This is a genomic window from Myroides sp. C15-4 (assembly GCF_050522745.1).
Lineage (GTDB): Bacteria > Bacteroidota > Bacteroidia > Flavobacteriales > Flavobacteriaceae > Flavobacterium.
Window position 1 is genome coordinate 87,304 of sequence record NZ_JBMVQX010000005.1, and the last position, 15,742, is coordinate 103,045.

General features: G+C 37.1%; 14 protein-coding genes. 8 read left to right on the plus strand and 6 right to left on the minus strand.

Translation table 11 applies throughout. The features are described from left to right. Positions 1–113 precede the first annotated feature (113 nt). The 3 genes from ACPDHL_RS03835 to ACPDHL_RS03845 all read right to left on the minus strand — a co-directional run bounded on the left by ACPDHL_RS03835 (position 114) and on the right by ACPDHL_RS03845 (position 5,696). The gene (locus ACPDHL_RS03835) at positions 114–1,652 is read right to left on the minus strand and encodes a peptide MFS transporter (protein WP_430531479.1); all 1,539 of its coding nucleotides are present in this window, start codon (positions 1,650–1,652) and stop codon (positions 114–116) included. A 37-nt stretch (positions 1,653–1,689) separates the two neighbouring features. Next, a complete protein-coding gene (locus ACPDHL_RS03840; RefSeq protein ID WP_430531480.1) occupies positions 1,690–3,462 on the minus strand; it encodes a peptide MFS transporter in 1,773 nt (590 codons plus the stop codon). Between the two features lie 68 nt (positions 3,463–3,530). Continuing rightward, the gene (locus ACPDHL_RS03845; protein WP_430531481.1) at positions 3,531–5,696 is read right to left on the minus strand and encodes a S9 family peptidase; all 2,166 of its coding nucleotides are present in this window, start codon (positions 5,694–5,696) and stop codon (positions 3,531–3,533) included. A gap of 526 nt (positions 5,697–6,222) precedes the next feature. Between ACPDHL_RS03845 and ACPDHL_RS03850 the strand changes: the two genes are divergently transcribed. From ACPDHL_RS03850 to ACPDHL_RS03870, 5 genes are all read left to right on the plus strand, one after another. Then, on the plus strand, positions 6,223–7,569 hold the full coding sequence (locus tag ACPDHL_RS03850; protein WP_430531482.1) for a hydroxymethylglutaryl-CoA reductase, degradative: 1,347 nt from the start codon (positions 6,223–6,225) through the stop codon (positions 7,567–7,569). Positions 7,570–7,573: 4 nt separating this feature from the next. After that, entirely contained in the window at positions 7,574–8,485 is a 912-nt protein-coding gene (locus tag ACPDHL_RS03855; protein WP_430531483.1) for a GYDIA family GHMP kinase, read from the plus strand. Positions 8,486–8,919: 434 nt separating this feature from the next. Continuing rightward, positions 8,920–9,639 carry a YqjF family protein gene (locus tag ACPDHL_RS03860; RefSeq protein ID WP_430531484.1) on the plus strand — a complete coding sequence of 240 codons (720 nt, stop codon included), beginning with the start codon at positions 8,920–8,922 and terminating at the stop codon, positions 9,637–9,639. A gap of 17 nt (positions 9,640–9,656) precedes the next feature. Then, positions 9,657–10,073 carry a lipocalin family protein gene (locus tag ACPDHL_RS03865; RefSeq protein WP_430531485.1) on the plus strand — a complete coding sequence of 139 codons (417 nt, stop codon included), beginning with the start codon at positions 9,657–9,659 and terminating at the stop codon, positions 10,071–10,073. Positions 10,074–10,097: 24 nt separating this feature from the next. Further along, a complete protein-coding gene (locus tag ACPDHL_RS03870; protein WP_430531486.1) occupies positions 10,098–10,790 on the plus strand; it encodes a carboxypeptidase-like regulatory domain-containing protein in 693 nt (230 codons plus the stop codon). Here the strand turns inward: ACPDHL_RS03870 and ACPDHL_RS03875 are convergent. Both ACPDHL_RS03875 and ACPDHL_RS03880 read right to left on the minus strand, forming a co-directional pair. Continuing rightward, complete coding sequence (locus tag ACPDHL_RS03875) at positions 10,779–11,183, minus strand: hypothetical protein (protein WP_430531487.1); 405 nt, start codon at positions 11,181–11,183, stop codon at positions 10,779–10,781. The genes ACPDHL_RS03870 and ACPDHL_RS03875 overlap by 12 nt on opposite strands. Further along, entirely contained in the window at positions 11,183–11,758 is a 576-nt protein-coding gene (locus ACPDHL_RS03880) for a hypothetical protein (protein ID WP_430531488.1), read from the minus strand. Before ACPDHL_RS03880 ends, ACPDHL_RS03875 begins: the two co-directional genes overlap by 1 nt. Positions 11,759–11,877: 119 nt before the next feature. Here ACPDHL_RS03880 and ACPDHL_RS03885 point away from each other — a divergent pair, with 119 nt between their 5' ends. Both ACPDHL_RS03885 and ACPDHL_RS03890 read left to right on the plus strand, forming a co-directional pair. Then, positions 11,878–13,092 carry an NAD(P)/FAD-dependent oxidoreductase gene (locus ACPDHL_RS03885; protein ID WP_430531489.1) on the plus strand — a complete coding sequence of 405 codons (1,215 nt, stop codon included), beginning with the start codon at positions 11,878–11,880 and terminating at the stop codon, positions 13,090–13,092. A 10-nt stretch (positions 13,093–13,102) separates the two neighbouring features. Next, positions 13,103–13,588, plus strand: coding sequence for a PH domain-containing protein (locus ACPDHL_RS03890; RefSeq protein WP_430531490.1), 486 nt, complete (start codon positions 13,103–13,105; stop codon positions 13,586–13,588). Positions 13,589–13,782: 194 nt separating this feature from the next. Here the strand turns inward: ACPDHL_RS03890 and ACPDHL_RS03895 are convergent, their stop codons facing one another. After that, positions 13,783–14,400, minus strand: a complete 618-nt coding sequence (locus ACPDHL_RS03895) for a hypothetical protein (protein WP_430531491.1) — start codon at positions 14,398–14,400, stop codon at positions 13,783–13,785. Between the two features lie 227 nt (positions 14,401–14,627). Here ACPDHL_RS03895 and ACPDHL_RS03900 point away from each other — a divergent pair, with 227 nt between their 5' ends. Beyond that, on the plus strand, positions 14,628–15,719 hold the full coding sequence (locus ACPDHL_RS03900; RefSeq protein ID WP_430531492.1) for a diphosphomevalonate/mevalonate 3,5-bisphosphate decarboxylase family protein: 1,092 nt from the start codon (positions 14,628–14,630) through the stop codon (positions 15,717–15,719). The last annotated feature ends 23 nt before the right edge of the window (positions 15,720–15,742 follow it).

Below are 15,742 nucleotides of genomic sequence, written 5' to 3' on the forward strand. Positions count from 1 at the left end.
AATTCCTATATTTTATATAGCAATGCGTTCGGTGTTAAAAAAAGAGGCTAAAAAAGAAAAAGCGACCCATGGGTCGCTTTTGTCTTGTTTGTTATAGAAAAAGTATCGTTGTATTACTTCACTTCTTGCATTAATTTTTTCATTAATGGTGAAAGAGCAATTAAGATCACCCCTGCAATAACCGCGTAAAGACCTAAGTCTTTATATCCATCCGTATAGGAAAGTAGCGCATCGTAGTTTGGGTGATTTCCTGTTACCGCTTCTGTATGTCCTTTGGACATAGCCGCACCGATGATCCCTGCTACATATTGTCCATAAGCACTTGCTAAGAACCACATTCCCATCATCATTCCTTGAAGGTTAGCTGTAGATAGTTTGGTCATAATAGACAATCCAATAGGCGACAAACACAGCTCTCCAAGTGTGATGATTAACAAGGCGAAAGTAAAGAAGTCTAAGGACGTCATACCTGCTGCATCAGCGAAGAATCTTGTTCCAAATAAAGCATAGTATCCTGCTCCTAAAAGGATAAATCCTAAACCAAATTTCATTACGGTGTTTGGTTCAATTTTCTTTTTCGCCATCCAAATCCACAACAACCCTAATAAGGGTGCGATGAAGATAATGAAGAAAGCCCCTCCAGAGTTATTTACTCCATTTGGATCTAAGTGCATCCCTAATAGTTCCGCATTTAAGTTCTTTGCAGCGAAAATACTCAAGGATCCTCCTGCTTGTTCGTAGATTCCGAAGAATAAAATAGAGAAGAAAATAAAGACTAAGGCAGCAATAATCTTTTTGCGTTCTGCAGTAGTCAATTTCGTCATTTCATAGAACAAATAGATCAACGCTAAAGGACCAACAGTATACATAAAGTAAGCGGTATAATCTGTATTGTCAATCATGAACACGATTACTGGTACCATGGCAAAAGTCAATATGTATGTACCAACCTCTTTCCACAATGGCATTCTCACTTGCTCTCCATTTGCATTGGTTTGCATAGGTTGAAGTCCAATTGGACCTAAGTGTCTCTTGGTGAAGATGAAGTTGATTAAACTCACTAACATAACGAAAGCAGCTAATCCAAAAGCAACACTCCAGCGGTTTTCTACTGCAATAGCATCTTCAAATAAGTGTCCTTTACCGATTGCGATACATAAATATCCTCCGATAAGTGCTCCTAAGTTAATCCCTGCATAGAATAATGAGAAACCAGCATCTGTACGGTCATCCCCTTTTTTATACAATTTACCTACCATAGTAGAGATATTCGGTTTAAAGAAACCAGTACCAATTACGGTAAATGCAATTCCGATAAAAAAGTAAGCATGGGGATCAATGGCTAAGATTAAACTTCCTAGAATCATCATGGCTCCACCCCAAAACAGAGACTTGCGGAAACCTAAAATTTTATCTGCAAAAATACCCCCTAAGAAGGTAAAGGCGTATACGAATGCCTGCGTAGCACCGTATTGTAAGTTAGCTTGTGCTTCTTCAAATTTAAGTTGGTCAATCATAAAGAAAACCAACATTCCTCTCATTCCATAGAACGAAAAACGTTCCCACATTTCTGAGAAGAATAAGCTCCAAATTTGCTTCGGGTATTTACCAGAGAAATTTTGAATCTCTTCTAATGTCTGTGTTTGACTCATTTTTTATAGTTTTATTTATTGTGCAATGCACGGTGGGTTAACGAACACCGTGCATTAGTTTTTTCAATAATGGGTTTACTAGCATCACCAATACGGCAGCTGCAGCCGGGATTAATGTAAACAAGAAGAAGAAGTGACTCAATGAATATTCTTCTTTAATGTTTTCAATTTGACCTCCTAAGATTGCCGCAAATTTCTGTGCAATTGCAAGGGCCAAATACCACATACCAAACATGAACGCTAGCATTTTTCCAGGTACTAACTTGGATACATAAGACAGTCCAACAGGTGAGATAAATAATTCCCCTAAAGTATGGAATAAGTATGTTAAAACTAGAAATATCATCGACATTTTTACACCATCACCCAATCCCATTGAGCCTAATCCTAAGATTAAGAATCCAATAGCTACCAATAATAGCCCAATTCCGTATTTGAATGCTGCTGGCGGGTTGTATTTCGAATCCCATAGTTTGGATACGGATGAAGCCAAGGCAATAATAAAGAACGAGTTCAAAATAGAGAACCACGATACGGTAATTTGAGAAACTTCTCTCGAAAATTCAGCATTTAACATATAAATAGCCATCGCCCAAATTCCAGCAAAACAGATGAATAAAATCACGTTAGATAAAGCAATTTTTTTCCAAGTCGCTTTCGCTAATAAGATTAATACCCAAGAGATAATCATCAAAGGAATAATGGTTAAACATGTATTGATGATGTTAAATATGGTCAATGTCGTCCCCTCTAAGGTTCTATCTACATAATCTCTAGCCACAAGTACCAACGAAGTTGCCCCTTGTTCAAAACTCATAAAGAAGAACATCAAGAAGAATGCCAATAAGATAACGGCAAACATACGATCTCTAATGATTTTTCCGTAGCGTAAAATACGAGAAATCACCAGGTATAAGAAGGCAGCTAAAGCCAAAATAGCCATTAAATTTTGACCGCGTAGGAAAGGCGTGTCTAAACTTTCAAATACATCCAATACTCCATTTTTAGATAGCGGATCATTGAAAGCGTATAATAAACCAATGACAGATACTAGCCCGATTAAGATATAATCGACAAGAGTGTATGGATTCTTTGTTTCCTCTTCTTCTTTGAGTTGTTCTGTTGTTTTTGCTACAGTAGTATCTTCTTTTTTCAACTCACCTAAATCGCCAAAAAGCGGTTTAGCCAACCAGAACTGAATGGTTCCCAAAAGCATGAAAATACCTGCTAGACCAAATCCATAGTGCCATCCTTTTGTTTCAGCTAAGTATCCACAAAGCATCATTCCAAAGAAAGCCCCTGAGTTTACACCCATATAGAAGATGGTATACGCACCATCTTTCTTTTCAGGAAGTGATTTATACATTTCTCCTAGCATCGAAGGCATATTCGGTTTAAAGAAACCTGTTCCAATAACCAAACAAGCCAATCCAACGAAGAACCATATTTTAGAGATTCCTTCAGCGGCCATTGAAGCGTGACCTAAAGTCATGATAATTGCGCCTACAATTACAGCCCAACGAGAACCAATATATTTATCGGCAATAACTCCTCCTAAAATCGGAGTTAAATAAAGAAGCATCGCATAAGTACCGTATAACGCACCAGCTTGCTCTGCGGACCAACCCCAACCTGAAAATTCGCTACCAAAAAGAACTTGAGCGGTTAAGAATTGAATCAATAGGACTCTCATTCCATAGAATGAGAAACGTTCCCACATTTCTGTAAAGAAAAGAACGAAAAGACCTGCTGGATGTCCTAAGACATTCGACTTAAACAGGTCTGAATTAGTAGCTGTTTCTGCTGCCATTTATGTTAGTATTTATTATAGTTTGTTTTAAAAGCTATCCTACGTTCCGTAGTCGATCGTTAGTCGTTTTATAAGTTGTTTAAGATGAAATTAGTCATCTTAGTGTATAGTTGTAAGCGTGTGTTGCCTCCATAGATACCGTGGTTTTTGTCTGGGTAGATCAACCAGTCGAAATCCTTGTTGTGTTGTACCAATGTTTCGATCATGGCCATGGCATTCTGCACGTGTACGTTGTCATCAGCGCTTCCATGCACCAATAAATAACGACCTTTCAATTGGTTGGCAAAGAAATAGGGTGAGTTGTCGTCATATCCTGATGGGTTTTCTTGAGGAGTTTTCATGTAGCGCTCCGTGTAGATGGAGTCGTAAAATCTCCAGTTGATCACTGGGGCTACTGCGATGGCCATTTTGAATATGTCATTGCCTTTTAGCAGACAGTTTGTTGACATAAAACCACCGTAACTCCATCCCCAAATTCCAATGCGACTCGCATCAACATAGCTTTGTTGCGCCAAGTATTTTGCTGCTTCGATTTGATCTTCAACTTCGTATTTACCCAATTCATATTGGGTTGTTTTTTTGAATGCTGCTCCTCGGAAGCCTGTTCCTCTACCATCTACCGTTACAACAATGTATCCTTTTTGCGTTAACATCGCATGCCAGTAATCATTAGAATCAAACCAGTTGTCGGCTACCTGTTGTGAGCCAGGACCACTGTATTGATACATGAAAACAGGGTAGGTTTTCGCAGGATCAAAGTTAGCTGGCTTCATTACCCATGCATTAAGTAGTGTACCTCCTACAGTTGGAATTTGTGTAAATTCTTTTTTCGGTAGTTGGTATGCTTTTAGCTTGTTTTCTAAAGCGGTATTATTCAGTATTTCTTTGACAACTTGACCTGTTTTACTTTGGTGTAAGGTGTAAAGTGGAGCTGTTGTCGTAGAAGAATAAACGTTGATAAATAGATCAAAATTAGGACTAAAAATAGCATAATTCGTTCCTAATTGATTGGATAGTAGTTTTTTATTCTTGCCATTTAGATCGATCGAGTAGATGTCGCGGTAGATAGAACCTCGTTCTACTGATTGGAAGAATAATTTATTTTTTTTTAGGTCAATGCCGTAATAATCAGTTACTTCCCAATTTCCTTTTGTGATTTGGTTGAGTAATTTTCCGTCTTTGTTGTAGTGATACAAGTGATTGTTTCCATCGCGTTCACTCATCCATACAAAGTCGTTATTGTCTAAAAAAGAAAGCGTGTGTACATCGACATAGGCCTTGTCTTTTTCGTTTAGAATTAGTTTTTTTGCTTGTGTACTCCCATCGACAAAAAATACTTTTAAGTCATTTTGATGCCTATTGATCACTTGTACACTCAGCTGTTTTGGATCATTGGTCCATTTGATGCGGGGAATGTAAAAATCGGAAAACTCCGATAGATCTACTGCGTTGTTTTTTGCTTGAGCTATATCATATATATGTAAAGAGACGCTCGCATTTTTTTCTCCTGCCTTTGGATATTTGAATTTATCTTGTGTTGGATATAATCCCGTTCCATAGACATTCATGGAGTATTCTGGTACTTCTGTTTCGTCAAATTTGACGTAAGCCAGTTGATTACTCGTCTTGTTCCAATCAAACATGCGTACAATACTAAATTCCTCTTCGTATACCCAGTCCGAAATACCATTAATAATGTGGTTTTTCTGACCATCGTTGGTTAGTTGAGTCGTTTGTTTAGTCGAAATATCGTAGATAAATAAATTGTTCTGATACGCATAGGCGATCTTATTTCCGTCTGGTGAAAATAGCGGTTCCATGATTGGATGACTCGCAATTTTGGTCGTGCTATGAGTCTTAGGATTAAATAGATAGTAATCGGCTAAGAAGGAACGACGGAAGATTGGTGTAGTGTTTGTTCCAATTAGAATTTGTTCCTCTTTCTCGTCAAAGACATAACTTTCAATGGACTTAATTTCTGGAAATTGTTCATTACTGAAGACCGTTTTTGTTTTTTCTAAAGTAGCGAAGTTATAGAGGTTGATGACTTGATGCTGCTCAGAAATGCGCTCAATACGCGCGTATTGATTTTGGGTATTTAGCGTGTTGACCGCTTGCATAGCCTCTGTTTTAAAGGTGCCATTCCAAATTTCCGATAGCTCAATGTTCTTTTGTGCTAGTCCAATTTGCGTGGCAATCACACAAATTAACGAGGTGAATTTAATGTATTTCATTATCTAATTAGTCGAAAAAACTTCCAATTTTACTGAAAAAATATGATTTATGCCAATTTTCATTCAGATTAATTAATAAAAACTTAAATCTATTGAAGCGGTTTTGGTAGTTAAAATCCTAATACCTTGCACAAATGGTATAGATTATTCTGTATTTACTTTTTTTAATTGGCGTTGTTTAGAGTATTCTTGCATCATAGATAATTTGTTTAGGGTGGGGTTTGTTCGTTGCGCGGTTTGAACGGTTTGTTTGTTGTTTGGCTTTTGTTGGTGACTTTTGTTGGTGACTTTTTCGTTGGTCGCCTTTTTATCTCATCTAATTCATATTTTGTTTAGGTATTTATTGAATATATCTCCTTGATGTTATAGTTGTTTTGGTGTTCGATGAATCTCCATTTTGTGACGATTTCCACTTCGTTTTGATCTGTAGTGGGAACTATTTTATTAAGCAGTAATTCTCTATTGATTCTTAAATGCCCAAAAGCCAAAAGCCAAAAAGCCAAAAAGCAAAAAAACCAGTAGAATCATGTATCTTTGTTTCTTAAATTATTTAAACATGATAGGGAGTATAAATGGGTTTTCTAAACTAAACAAGGAAGAGAAAATCAATTGGATAGCAAAAACATATTTAAACAACCAAGAAACGGTCGTAGATTTGATCAAGCAATACTGGAATTCGGACGAAGAATTACAAAAATTGCATGATGAGTTTATTGAAAACACAATAACAAATTTTTATTTGCCCCTTGGTGTTGCTCCTAATTTTTTAATTAATGATGCTTGGTACACCATTCCGATGGTGATCGAAGAGAGTTCTGTTGTTGCGGCGGCGTCTAAAGCAGCCAAGTTTTGGGCTGATCGCGGGGGATTCAAAGCAACCATTTTAAATACAGAAAAAATAGGACAGGTTCACTTTATTTATAAAGGAGATAAAGCGAAGCTAGAACAATTTATACAAGATATCCAACCTGCTTTTTTTGAAGATACACTTTCGATTACACAAAATATGCAAAAGCGTGGGGGAGGAATTTTATCAATTAACTTACGCGATAAAACACAAGAGATTCCAAATTACTACCAGTTACACGTTACCTTTGAAACGAAAGATAGCATGGGAGCAAATTTTATTAACTCGTGTTTGGAACAAATGGCGACTACATTAAAACAGCAAGCTTTGACTAATGCTGCTTTTTCAGAAGAAGAAAGCGCCATTGATGTTGTGATGAGTATTTTGTCCAACTATGTACCCAATTGTGTAGTTCGAGCAGAAGTTTCTTGTCCAGTAGAAGCGTTACAATCTAGTGAAATTCAAGACCCAGTGCTCTTTGCAGAGAAATTTGTACAAGCCGTTCGTATTGCAGAAATTGAACCGTTTAGAGCCGTAACACATAATAAAGGAGTAATGAATGGTGTAGATGCCGTAGTCTTAGCCACAGGTAATGACTTTAGAGCAATTGAGGCAGGCGTACATGCTTATGCATCCAGAGATGGACAATACCGAAGCTTATCTCATGCGTCTTTAACTGATGGAATATTTAAATTTTGGATTGATTTACCTCTAACAGTGGGAACGGTAGGAGGATTAACTTCTTTACATCCCATGGTGAAAATTGCATTGCAAATGCTGCAAAAGCCGTCTGCGACGCAGTTGATGCAAATCATTGCCGTAGCAGGGTTGGCTCAAAATTTTGCGGCGGTTAAATCACTAACTACTACGGGAATTCAACAAGGGCACATGAAAATGCACTTAATGAATATCTTGAATCAGTTTAAAGCAACGGATGAGGAACGAATGAAAGTAGTGGCCCATTTTGAAAAAAATGTTGTGTCTCATAGTGCTGTTGTTGAGTTATTAGAAACACTGAGAAAATAGTCAAATGGAATTTTATAGTGCTGGAAAGCTTTTGATCTCAGGAGAATATCTTGTGCTAGACGGGGCTTTGGCTTTTGCCTTGCCTACTTCGTTTGGTCAGTCCTTGTATGTGGAAGATCAAACAGAAAGCTGTATTCGTTGGACAAGCTACGATGTGGATGGAACGATTTGGATGCAAGAGGAAGTCACTATTGAACAACTCTTGTCAGAAGAGGAGGTAATGGGTACTGACTATCGACAAACACTCGTAAAGGTATTGAGAGCTGCAAATCGACAAAATCCTAGGATTTTACAAACTAAGCAAGGATTTAAAGTAGAGAGTAAACTAACTTTTCCACGCTTGTGGGGATTGGGAACGTCATCAACATGGATTAATAATGTAGCGCAGTGGTTTGATATCAATGCTTACCAATTGCTACAAGAATCATTTGGGGGTAGTGGATATGATATAGCTTGCGCAAAACATCACAGTGCGTTATTTTATCAATTGACGGATCTGCATCATCCTAAAGTGGAGCTAATTGATTTCAAACCCACTTTTGTGGATCAGCTTTATTTTGTGTACCTGAACGAAAAACAGTCGAGTAGAGCTGCAATTGAAGCCTATCGAGCAAAAAAAGAATTAATTGACAAGGAAATACAACGGGTAACCGAAATAAGCCGAGCGTTGACCAAGACTGCAGCTGTGGAAGAATTTAAAACTTTACTCCGTGAACACGAGGTTATTTTGGGCGCTATTTTAGAAACGAGCCCCATCCAAGAGCGACTATTTGCTGATTTTGATGGTGCAATTAAAAGCTTAGGTGCTTGGGGAGGTGACTTTATCCTAGCCGTTTCACCTAAAGATCCAACGAGCTATTTCAACCAAAAAGGGTATACTACAGTGATTCCCTATCAAGAGATGATTGCCAAATAAATAAATACGATAGAACCAAAAAACTCGCCACGCAAAGGCGAGTTTTTAGTTGTTTATAGACATTAATCGCCTTGTTTTATAGATAAAAGGTATTGAGAATGTGTCAATTTACTCCTTTTACTAAAGATAGTAGTACAGATGGTTTATTTGTTCATAAGATTACTTGTTTTTTGGTGTTTTCAGTGGCTATTCTTGAAAAATAAGAGTTGACCCAAGAGGTAGGCGGTAGTTTTAGTGGAATTTAGTATATTTAGGATGTTTTAATTCGTTGATAACTGATTTAGTTTCCGAATGTGTTCAATTGTATGATAATAGCTTTTTAGGTATGAGCAATATGGAAAGAAGCTATTGAGAAAAAGGCATCTTAATCGGGTGCCTTTTTAGCGTTCTATCAATCTATTTAAGTATCTTTAAAGGAGCTAAAGAAAAAGGATATGATTAAAGAAATCTTACAACATGTCGAACACAGACCTTGGGATTTACCTAAAGACAGATGGAAATATTATCAAGAATGGAATCGACTACTGTTTTTTCATTTTGAAGTTCCCTTTGACGTACTACGCGCTTTAGTGCCCAAAGCGTTGGAATTGGATTCTTTTGAAGGAAAATATTACATCTCTGTTGTACCTTTTACCATGGAAAAAATTCGCCCGCGTATGCTGCCTTCGGTGGGATTTGTTTCAAATTTTGACGAACTCAATGTCCGTACCTATGTGGTGAAAGAGGGAAAAGCAGGTGTTTATTTTTTAACTATTGAGGGAGGAAAATCACTTTCTGTCTTTGTTTCCAAACAGCTATCGGGATTGCCTTATGAAAAGGCAACCATGAAACGCTCCAAAGGGGTATATACTTCTTCGAATCCCAAAAAGCCCTTTCAGTTTGAAGCTACCTACGCCATAGGCAATCTCGTTCAACAGAAAAATCCATTGCAAGTATGGCTAACAGAGCGCTATTGCCTCTATGTCTATGTCAAGAATAAGCTGTATCGCTATCAAATTCACCACAAAGTCTGGGAATTAAAAGAAATTGAATTTGATCAGCTAAAAATTGCGTATGATTTACCTGGAATTCAGCTGACTGAAAAAGAGGTGATTGCACCTAATTATTCCGATGGAATTCAAGTGGTGGCTTGGGGGAAAGAAAAAGTAGAATAGAAATAAAAATTAAGGGTATGAAAAAGTATATCGTTCTATTAGTGTTGCTCTTAAGTGGATTGTCTCATGCACAAGATTGGGTAGGAACATGGAAAACGAATGAATTGATCACGTATAAAACTGTCGATGAATATGTCTTGACGCCAGCAAATCAAGCGGCTAATGCAATTAAAATGGAACGGTTTGGTGATTTTATTGTTTTTAATGCGGATCAAACCTTTGAGTCTTACTATACCGCTCCCTGTGGAAATGATTGTTTTACTACTACAGCAGGTGTTTATACGATTACCAAGAATAATCAAATTACCTTGACATTACATCGCCTGAATCAAGAGAGAATGTGTATGCAATCTCGTGAAGAAACGGCTGACTTAGGAACGTATGATGTAATCAAAGAAGAGAATCAGATGCGTTTGGTTAAGTGTAAAAAATAAATTTTTAGTATAAAGAAACAAGCCATGGCAAAATACAGCATACAAATACCCGAACCTTGTTCCGAAGATTGGAACCAAATGACCCCTTTAGCAAAAGGGAGACACTGTGCTGTTTGTCAAAAGACAATTTATGATTTTTCCAACTACACGCAAGGTGAATTAGTTCAACACATCCAACGCGAAGGGAAAATTTGTGGACGTGTCCCAACTAAATATTTGGATATAGCGTTAAGTGAATCAAAAGCGAATCGCGGAATAAGCTTGCAGGGAATTGTAGCGGCAGCGATCAATCTATTGGTGCTAACAACAACTGCTGCTGTACAAGGACAAGAAAAAGCGAAGGTAGAACAACACGTAAAAGATAGGGAAAGTGTTCGTGAACAAGAACAAGTAGAGAAACTGCCTGTTGTTATTCGAGGTAAAGTGATGGATGAAGAAGGGCTTGGATTGCCAGGTGTTAGTGTTATTATAAGAGGAACTCAACTTGGAGTTGGCACAGACATGGATGGAAATTTTGAATTAAAAGTTCCTGAAGAACATAAGGAGGTTGATTTAGTTTTTTTATTTATTGGAATGGAAGATTATCTAGTTACGATTGTAGATTTTGATACGCCATTGTTGGTCACACTAAAAGATATCCTAAGAGATGAAGAGGAGGTGAGGGTTACTACTGGATTATTGATTTTCAAAAAGAAAAAAAGATGGTTATTCTTTTAATCGCATTATTTTTGCTTCTCTTTCCCAATTATAGGTTTGAGTGGTTTCATTGATCAATTGATAGAGGGATAGGGATAAGCTTTTGTATGCTTCACTTTTTATCGTGTCTACTGCCCTTGTTTTTTCCGCTAGGTCAACAACTAAATCAGCTAATAACTCTTGATTGGTTGAATCAAATGAAGGATGTTGAGTAAAATAATTCTGTAACTCAATCGAAGATTTCAAAAGGAGTAGATCCTCAAGATCTACATCTGTTTGTGCGTTCAATTGGGCAGAAAAATCCGCACGAGTCTGTTCGTGAAGGGGATCTTCTAAGGGTAACTGATTAAAAAAGGCCCTTAAAATAAGAGCCGTTTGTTCGATGAGTCGTAAAATTGTATCTCGTGTTTCCATTAACGCACTGGTCGTAAAGTATTGCTAAAAGTTACTTTGAATGGATTGTCTTTACTGCTGTTTTTCATGATGTAAATAAACTTAAACATCTTCGCGTGATCACTTTCAATGACTACCTCGCTATTGGTGTAGGTGTCTATAATTGTAAAGTCATCGGTGTTGTCTACGCGAATAGATTTGGCAATTCCATTGGATAAATCACTCATAGCCATGCCTTTAAAAAAGGTTTTGCTGCTATTTTTTACGACGATGTTTTCTCCTTTAAATCCTTGCGTCAGAATAACAACACTGTATTTGTTGCTGTTCGCTTGCATTCCTGCCAAATAGGATTCCTTTGTTTTTTCCGTTACAGAGCGGAAATCATCTCGTACTTGAGCGTAATCAGGTAGATCAATAACGTCTTTTTCTTCAGGTAATCGATTTTCTTCTTTAATTTCATCAATACGCTCTTCAATCGTTAAATCCTTGGATGGAGCGTCTGTACTGTTGTTTCTGCTGCTGTTATTGCTCCCGTGGGGGACTGATTTACACATAGCAAATAAAGCAATCAGGAATAAAAATGGCAATTTTTTCATAATCTTAATTTTACAATGATATGGATGCGATTGTAAGTAAGTATCTTTGTGGTTGTAAAGATAAAAGTTTCAACTAACATAAAAAAAGGAACTTTAGTAAATAGCTAAATATGGGGATTATGCATTATGATGTTATCATCGTAGGAGGAGGGGCCGCAGGTTTTTTTACGGCAATTAATTTGGGTGAACGTTATCCGAATTTAAAAGTTGCCATTGTAGAACGCGGAAAAGAAGTGCTTGCGAAAGTTAGAATATCAGGAGGAGGGCGTTGTAATGTCACCCATGCTTGTTTTGATCCTAAAGAATTAGTGCAATATTATCCCCGTGGAGCAAAAGAATTACTTGGGCCTTTTCATCAATTTTGTTGCGGAGATACGATCGAGTGGTTTGCAAAATATGGGGTTGAATTGAAAATTGAAGACGATGGTCGTATGTTTCCCATTACTGATTCCTCACAGACAATCATTGATTGTTTTATCCAAGCAGCAGCCCAATATAAAATTGACATTTTACAAGGCGTAAGTGTGCAAAGTGTTTACCAAAGTGAAAAAGGATGGAAGTTAGATACGTCTAAAGAAGGAATGACCTGTACACAATTAGTCTTTACAACAGGAAGCAATCCTAAAGTTTGGCAGATGATGACCGATTTAGGGCATCGTTTGGTAGAGCCTGTTCCTTCTTTATTTACTTTTAATATAAAAGATAAGCGAATTGCTGATTTAATGGGAGTTGCTACACCAGCTATAGTGAAAGTGAAAGGAACAAAATTAGAAGCAACAGGACCTTTACTCATCACCCATTGGGGAATGAGCGGACCAGGTGTTTTGCGTTTATCCGCTTGGGGCGCCCGCTTATTGGCGGAGAAAAAGTACCAATTTCACCTTGTGGTTAATTGGTTACCTCAGTTTGAACGAGAGGATTTAATAGATCACCTGAAGGATTTTAAACTCGAACACGCCAAGAAAACCGTGTGGAAAAGAGGGTTGTTTGATTTTCCATCTCGATTATGGGAACGTTTAGTGCTAGCTGCGGGAATTAATGAAACTCTAACCTGGGCAGATGTAAGCAATAAGCATCTACAAGCTCTTGGGGCTGAATTGCAAGAAGGATACTATCAAGTTAATGGGAAAAGTACATTTAAAGATGAGTTTGTAACCGCAGGAGGTATAGACCTACGCGATGTCAATTTCAAAACAATGGAGAGTAAGTATTGTGCTAATTTATACTTTGCAGGTGAAATTCTCGATATAGACGCTATTACAGGCGGATTTAATTTCCAAAATGCATGGACAACGGGTTTTTTAGCAGCCCAAGCGATTGCATCAAAATTTTAATACACCACACATGAAATTTAACTATTATAATCCAAGTAGTAGCCTCTTGCTTCTCGTTATTTGTTTGGGTCCGTTTTTGTCGACAGGCATTTTCTTTCTGTTGGTTGGCGTTGGGATTGTAAAATTGGTAGCCGTTATTTTGTTCTTTTTGTTTTTCGTATTTCTGTATAAAATTGTTTTTATAAAGGTGACCATTGACGAAAAAGGCGTGATGTACAAAAGCTTATTTAAGGAAAAATTCTTGCCATGGACAGCGATAAATGATGTTTTACTTGTAGTACGCGAACGTCGATCAATACCAGATTACTACAAATTAAACGAATGGATCGCTTCTGGACGCAAAACAAAAAGCTATTTTTTACTCTTTAGAGCCACAAGTGAATTTCCTGCAAACCCAATGTTTATGTTCAGTGAGCCCATTGCTGAGGACTATATCAGCGTACAAAGTAGAAAGGCGATTCTCGAAAAAGTAAATCAATATTTTTATAAGTCTTAAACTTAACTTAATTGATACACAATTGGTGATAACATTGTTGATAAGTTTATTTTGTTTGGGTGGAATCCACGGGAATTTTATGTTCCTTTGGCAAACACACAACTAAAAAATCAGAGGCTTACTCTGATTTCAAGATGTATGTAATTTTGTAAGTGCTAATAGAAATATGGAAGGTCTTCCCTTCCATATTTTTTTTATGGTTTAATGAACGGATTGTAGAGCTTCGTCAGTGTGCGATTATAGTGTTTTATAAATCGCGTAATTACTGTTAAGGTTGATAGACCAAGTAGGGTCTTTAACGTCCAGTTTTCAAATGGAATTAATAGGAAAATCAAAATTAAGGCACTGATGGTTGAAAGCATGCGTAGATTGTAGTGCTTACTTTCAATGGGGTGTTTGTACAGTATCATAAATAACAGTAATACAATAATGGTGCTACCTAATAAAAACAGCAATTCCCTCCAGTTGGATGTAACAAAAAAGGAATAGCCAATAGCCAGTACCCCTGAACATAGTCCTAGCATCAGATTGATGCGATCTAAAAAGCGTATTTTAGGTAGTAAACAAATTTGAATTACCATGTTATCTGTTAGCAGTATTCGTTGCTTTTCTGTTGGTATTAGTTCTGCTAAGGACAGCGTTTGCTTCGCATCTCCATACATAAAGGTTAATTCTTCTGTATCGTCATGTAGTAGGATAGTCGTTTGAGAAGCGGTGTTGATTTGCTTTAGAAAATGCTTCTCAGTATAAATAAAAACAGAAGAGAGACCTTCCGATTTATTAGCTATCGTTGCAAGGTGTAATTTTTTCATGCTTTTGTTCGTTCGTTCGGTATATAGCCAAGTTAGTATTAATTTATTTTTTTTGCAATTTATTTTTATTTTTTATTATTAATGTACGTATTGCTTGTGTTTAAGCTAACAAATTGTAGCGGTAAGTAAACGAAAAAGCTAGATGGCAGGATGTTTTAGCCTTTGTCTCTACAGGGAACTGTGGTATATAATAAAAAGGTAGTATTTTTGTCAAAAAGTTGAAAGGAATGACAAACGCACATGATTTTATATTTGATACGCAACATGCTGTAGCAAGTACTGTAGCAAGTGGAACGTTTACTTGGAGTGCACCTAGTAATATAGCGCTTGTGAAATATTGGGGCAAAAAGGAAGATCAAATTCCAGCGAACCCCTCTTTGAGCTTTACTTTGAGTAACTGTAAGACCATTACTACCTTGACCTTTGTAAAGAAAGAAGAAAAGGGAATTCATTTCGATTTGTTATTTGAAGGGAAACCCAAAGAGGAATTTAAACCCAAAATACAAAAGTTCTTTGAGCGTATAGTACCTTACTGTCCATATATTGAGGCGTATCATTTTACTATTGATACAACCAATACGTTTCCGCATAGTTCGGGTATTGCTTCTTCCGCCTCAGGAATGGCAGCGATGGCGATGAATATCATGGCTTTGGAGCGGCTCCTTCATCCAGCAATGGAAGAGTCATACTTTCATAAAAAAGCTTCTTTTTTAGCTCGTCTGGGTTCTGGAAGTGCATGTAGAAGTATTGTTGGTTCAATTGTCGTTTGGGGCGAACAAAAGGACGTGGCTGGAAGTTCAGATCTATATGGTATCGAAGCTCCTTTCGCTGTACACGAAAACTTCAAAAATTATCAAGATGTAATTTTATTGGTAGATAAAGGAGAAAAACAAGTCTCTAGCACAGTGGGACATGATTTAATGCACAATCATCCGTTCGCAATAGAACGCTTTAAACAAGCCCATCAAAATTTAAGTGCACTAAAAGAGATTCTGCAAACAGGTGATCTTGCGCAATTTGTATCTTTAGTAGAGCATGAAGCGTTAACTCTTCATGCCATGATGATGACTTCTCTACCGTACTTTATTTTGATGAAATCTAATACTTTACAGATTATAGAGCGTATTTGGGCATTTAGAGCGAAAACAGCGATTCCTGTTTGCTTTACTTTAGATGCAGGAGCGAATGTACACGTGCTTTTTCCTGAAGCTGTCAAAGAAGAGGTACTCGAGTTTATCCGTACGGATTTAAGTGTATTTTGTCAAAATAAACATTTTATTGAAGATAAAATGGGAAATGGAGCTTTATTAATTGAATAAAAAGTGCTAAATTTACATTAGAA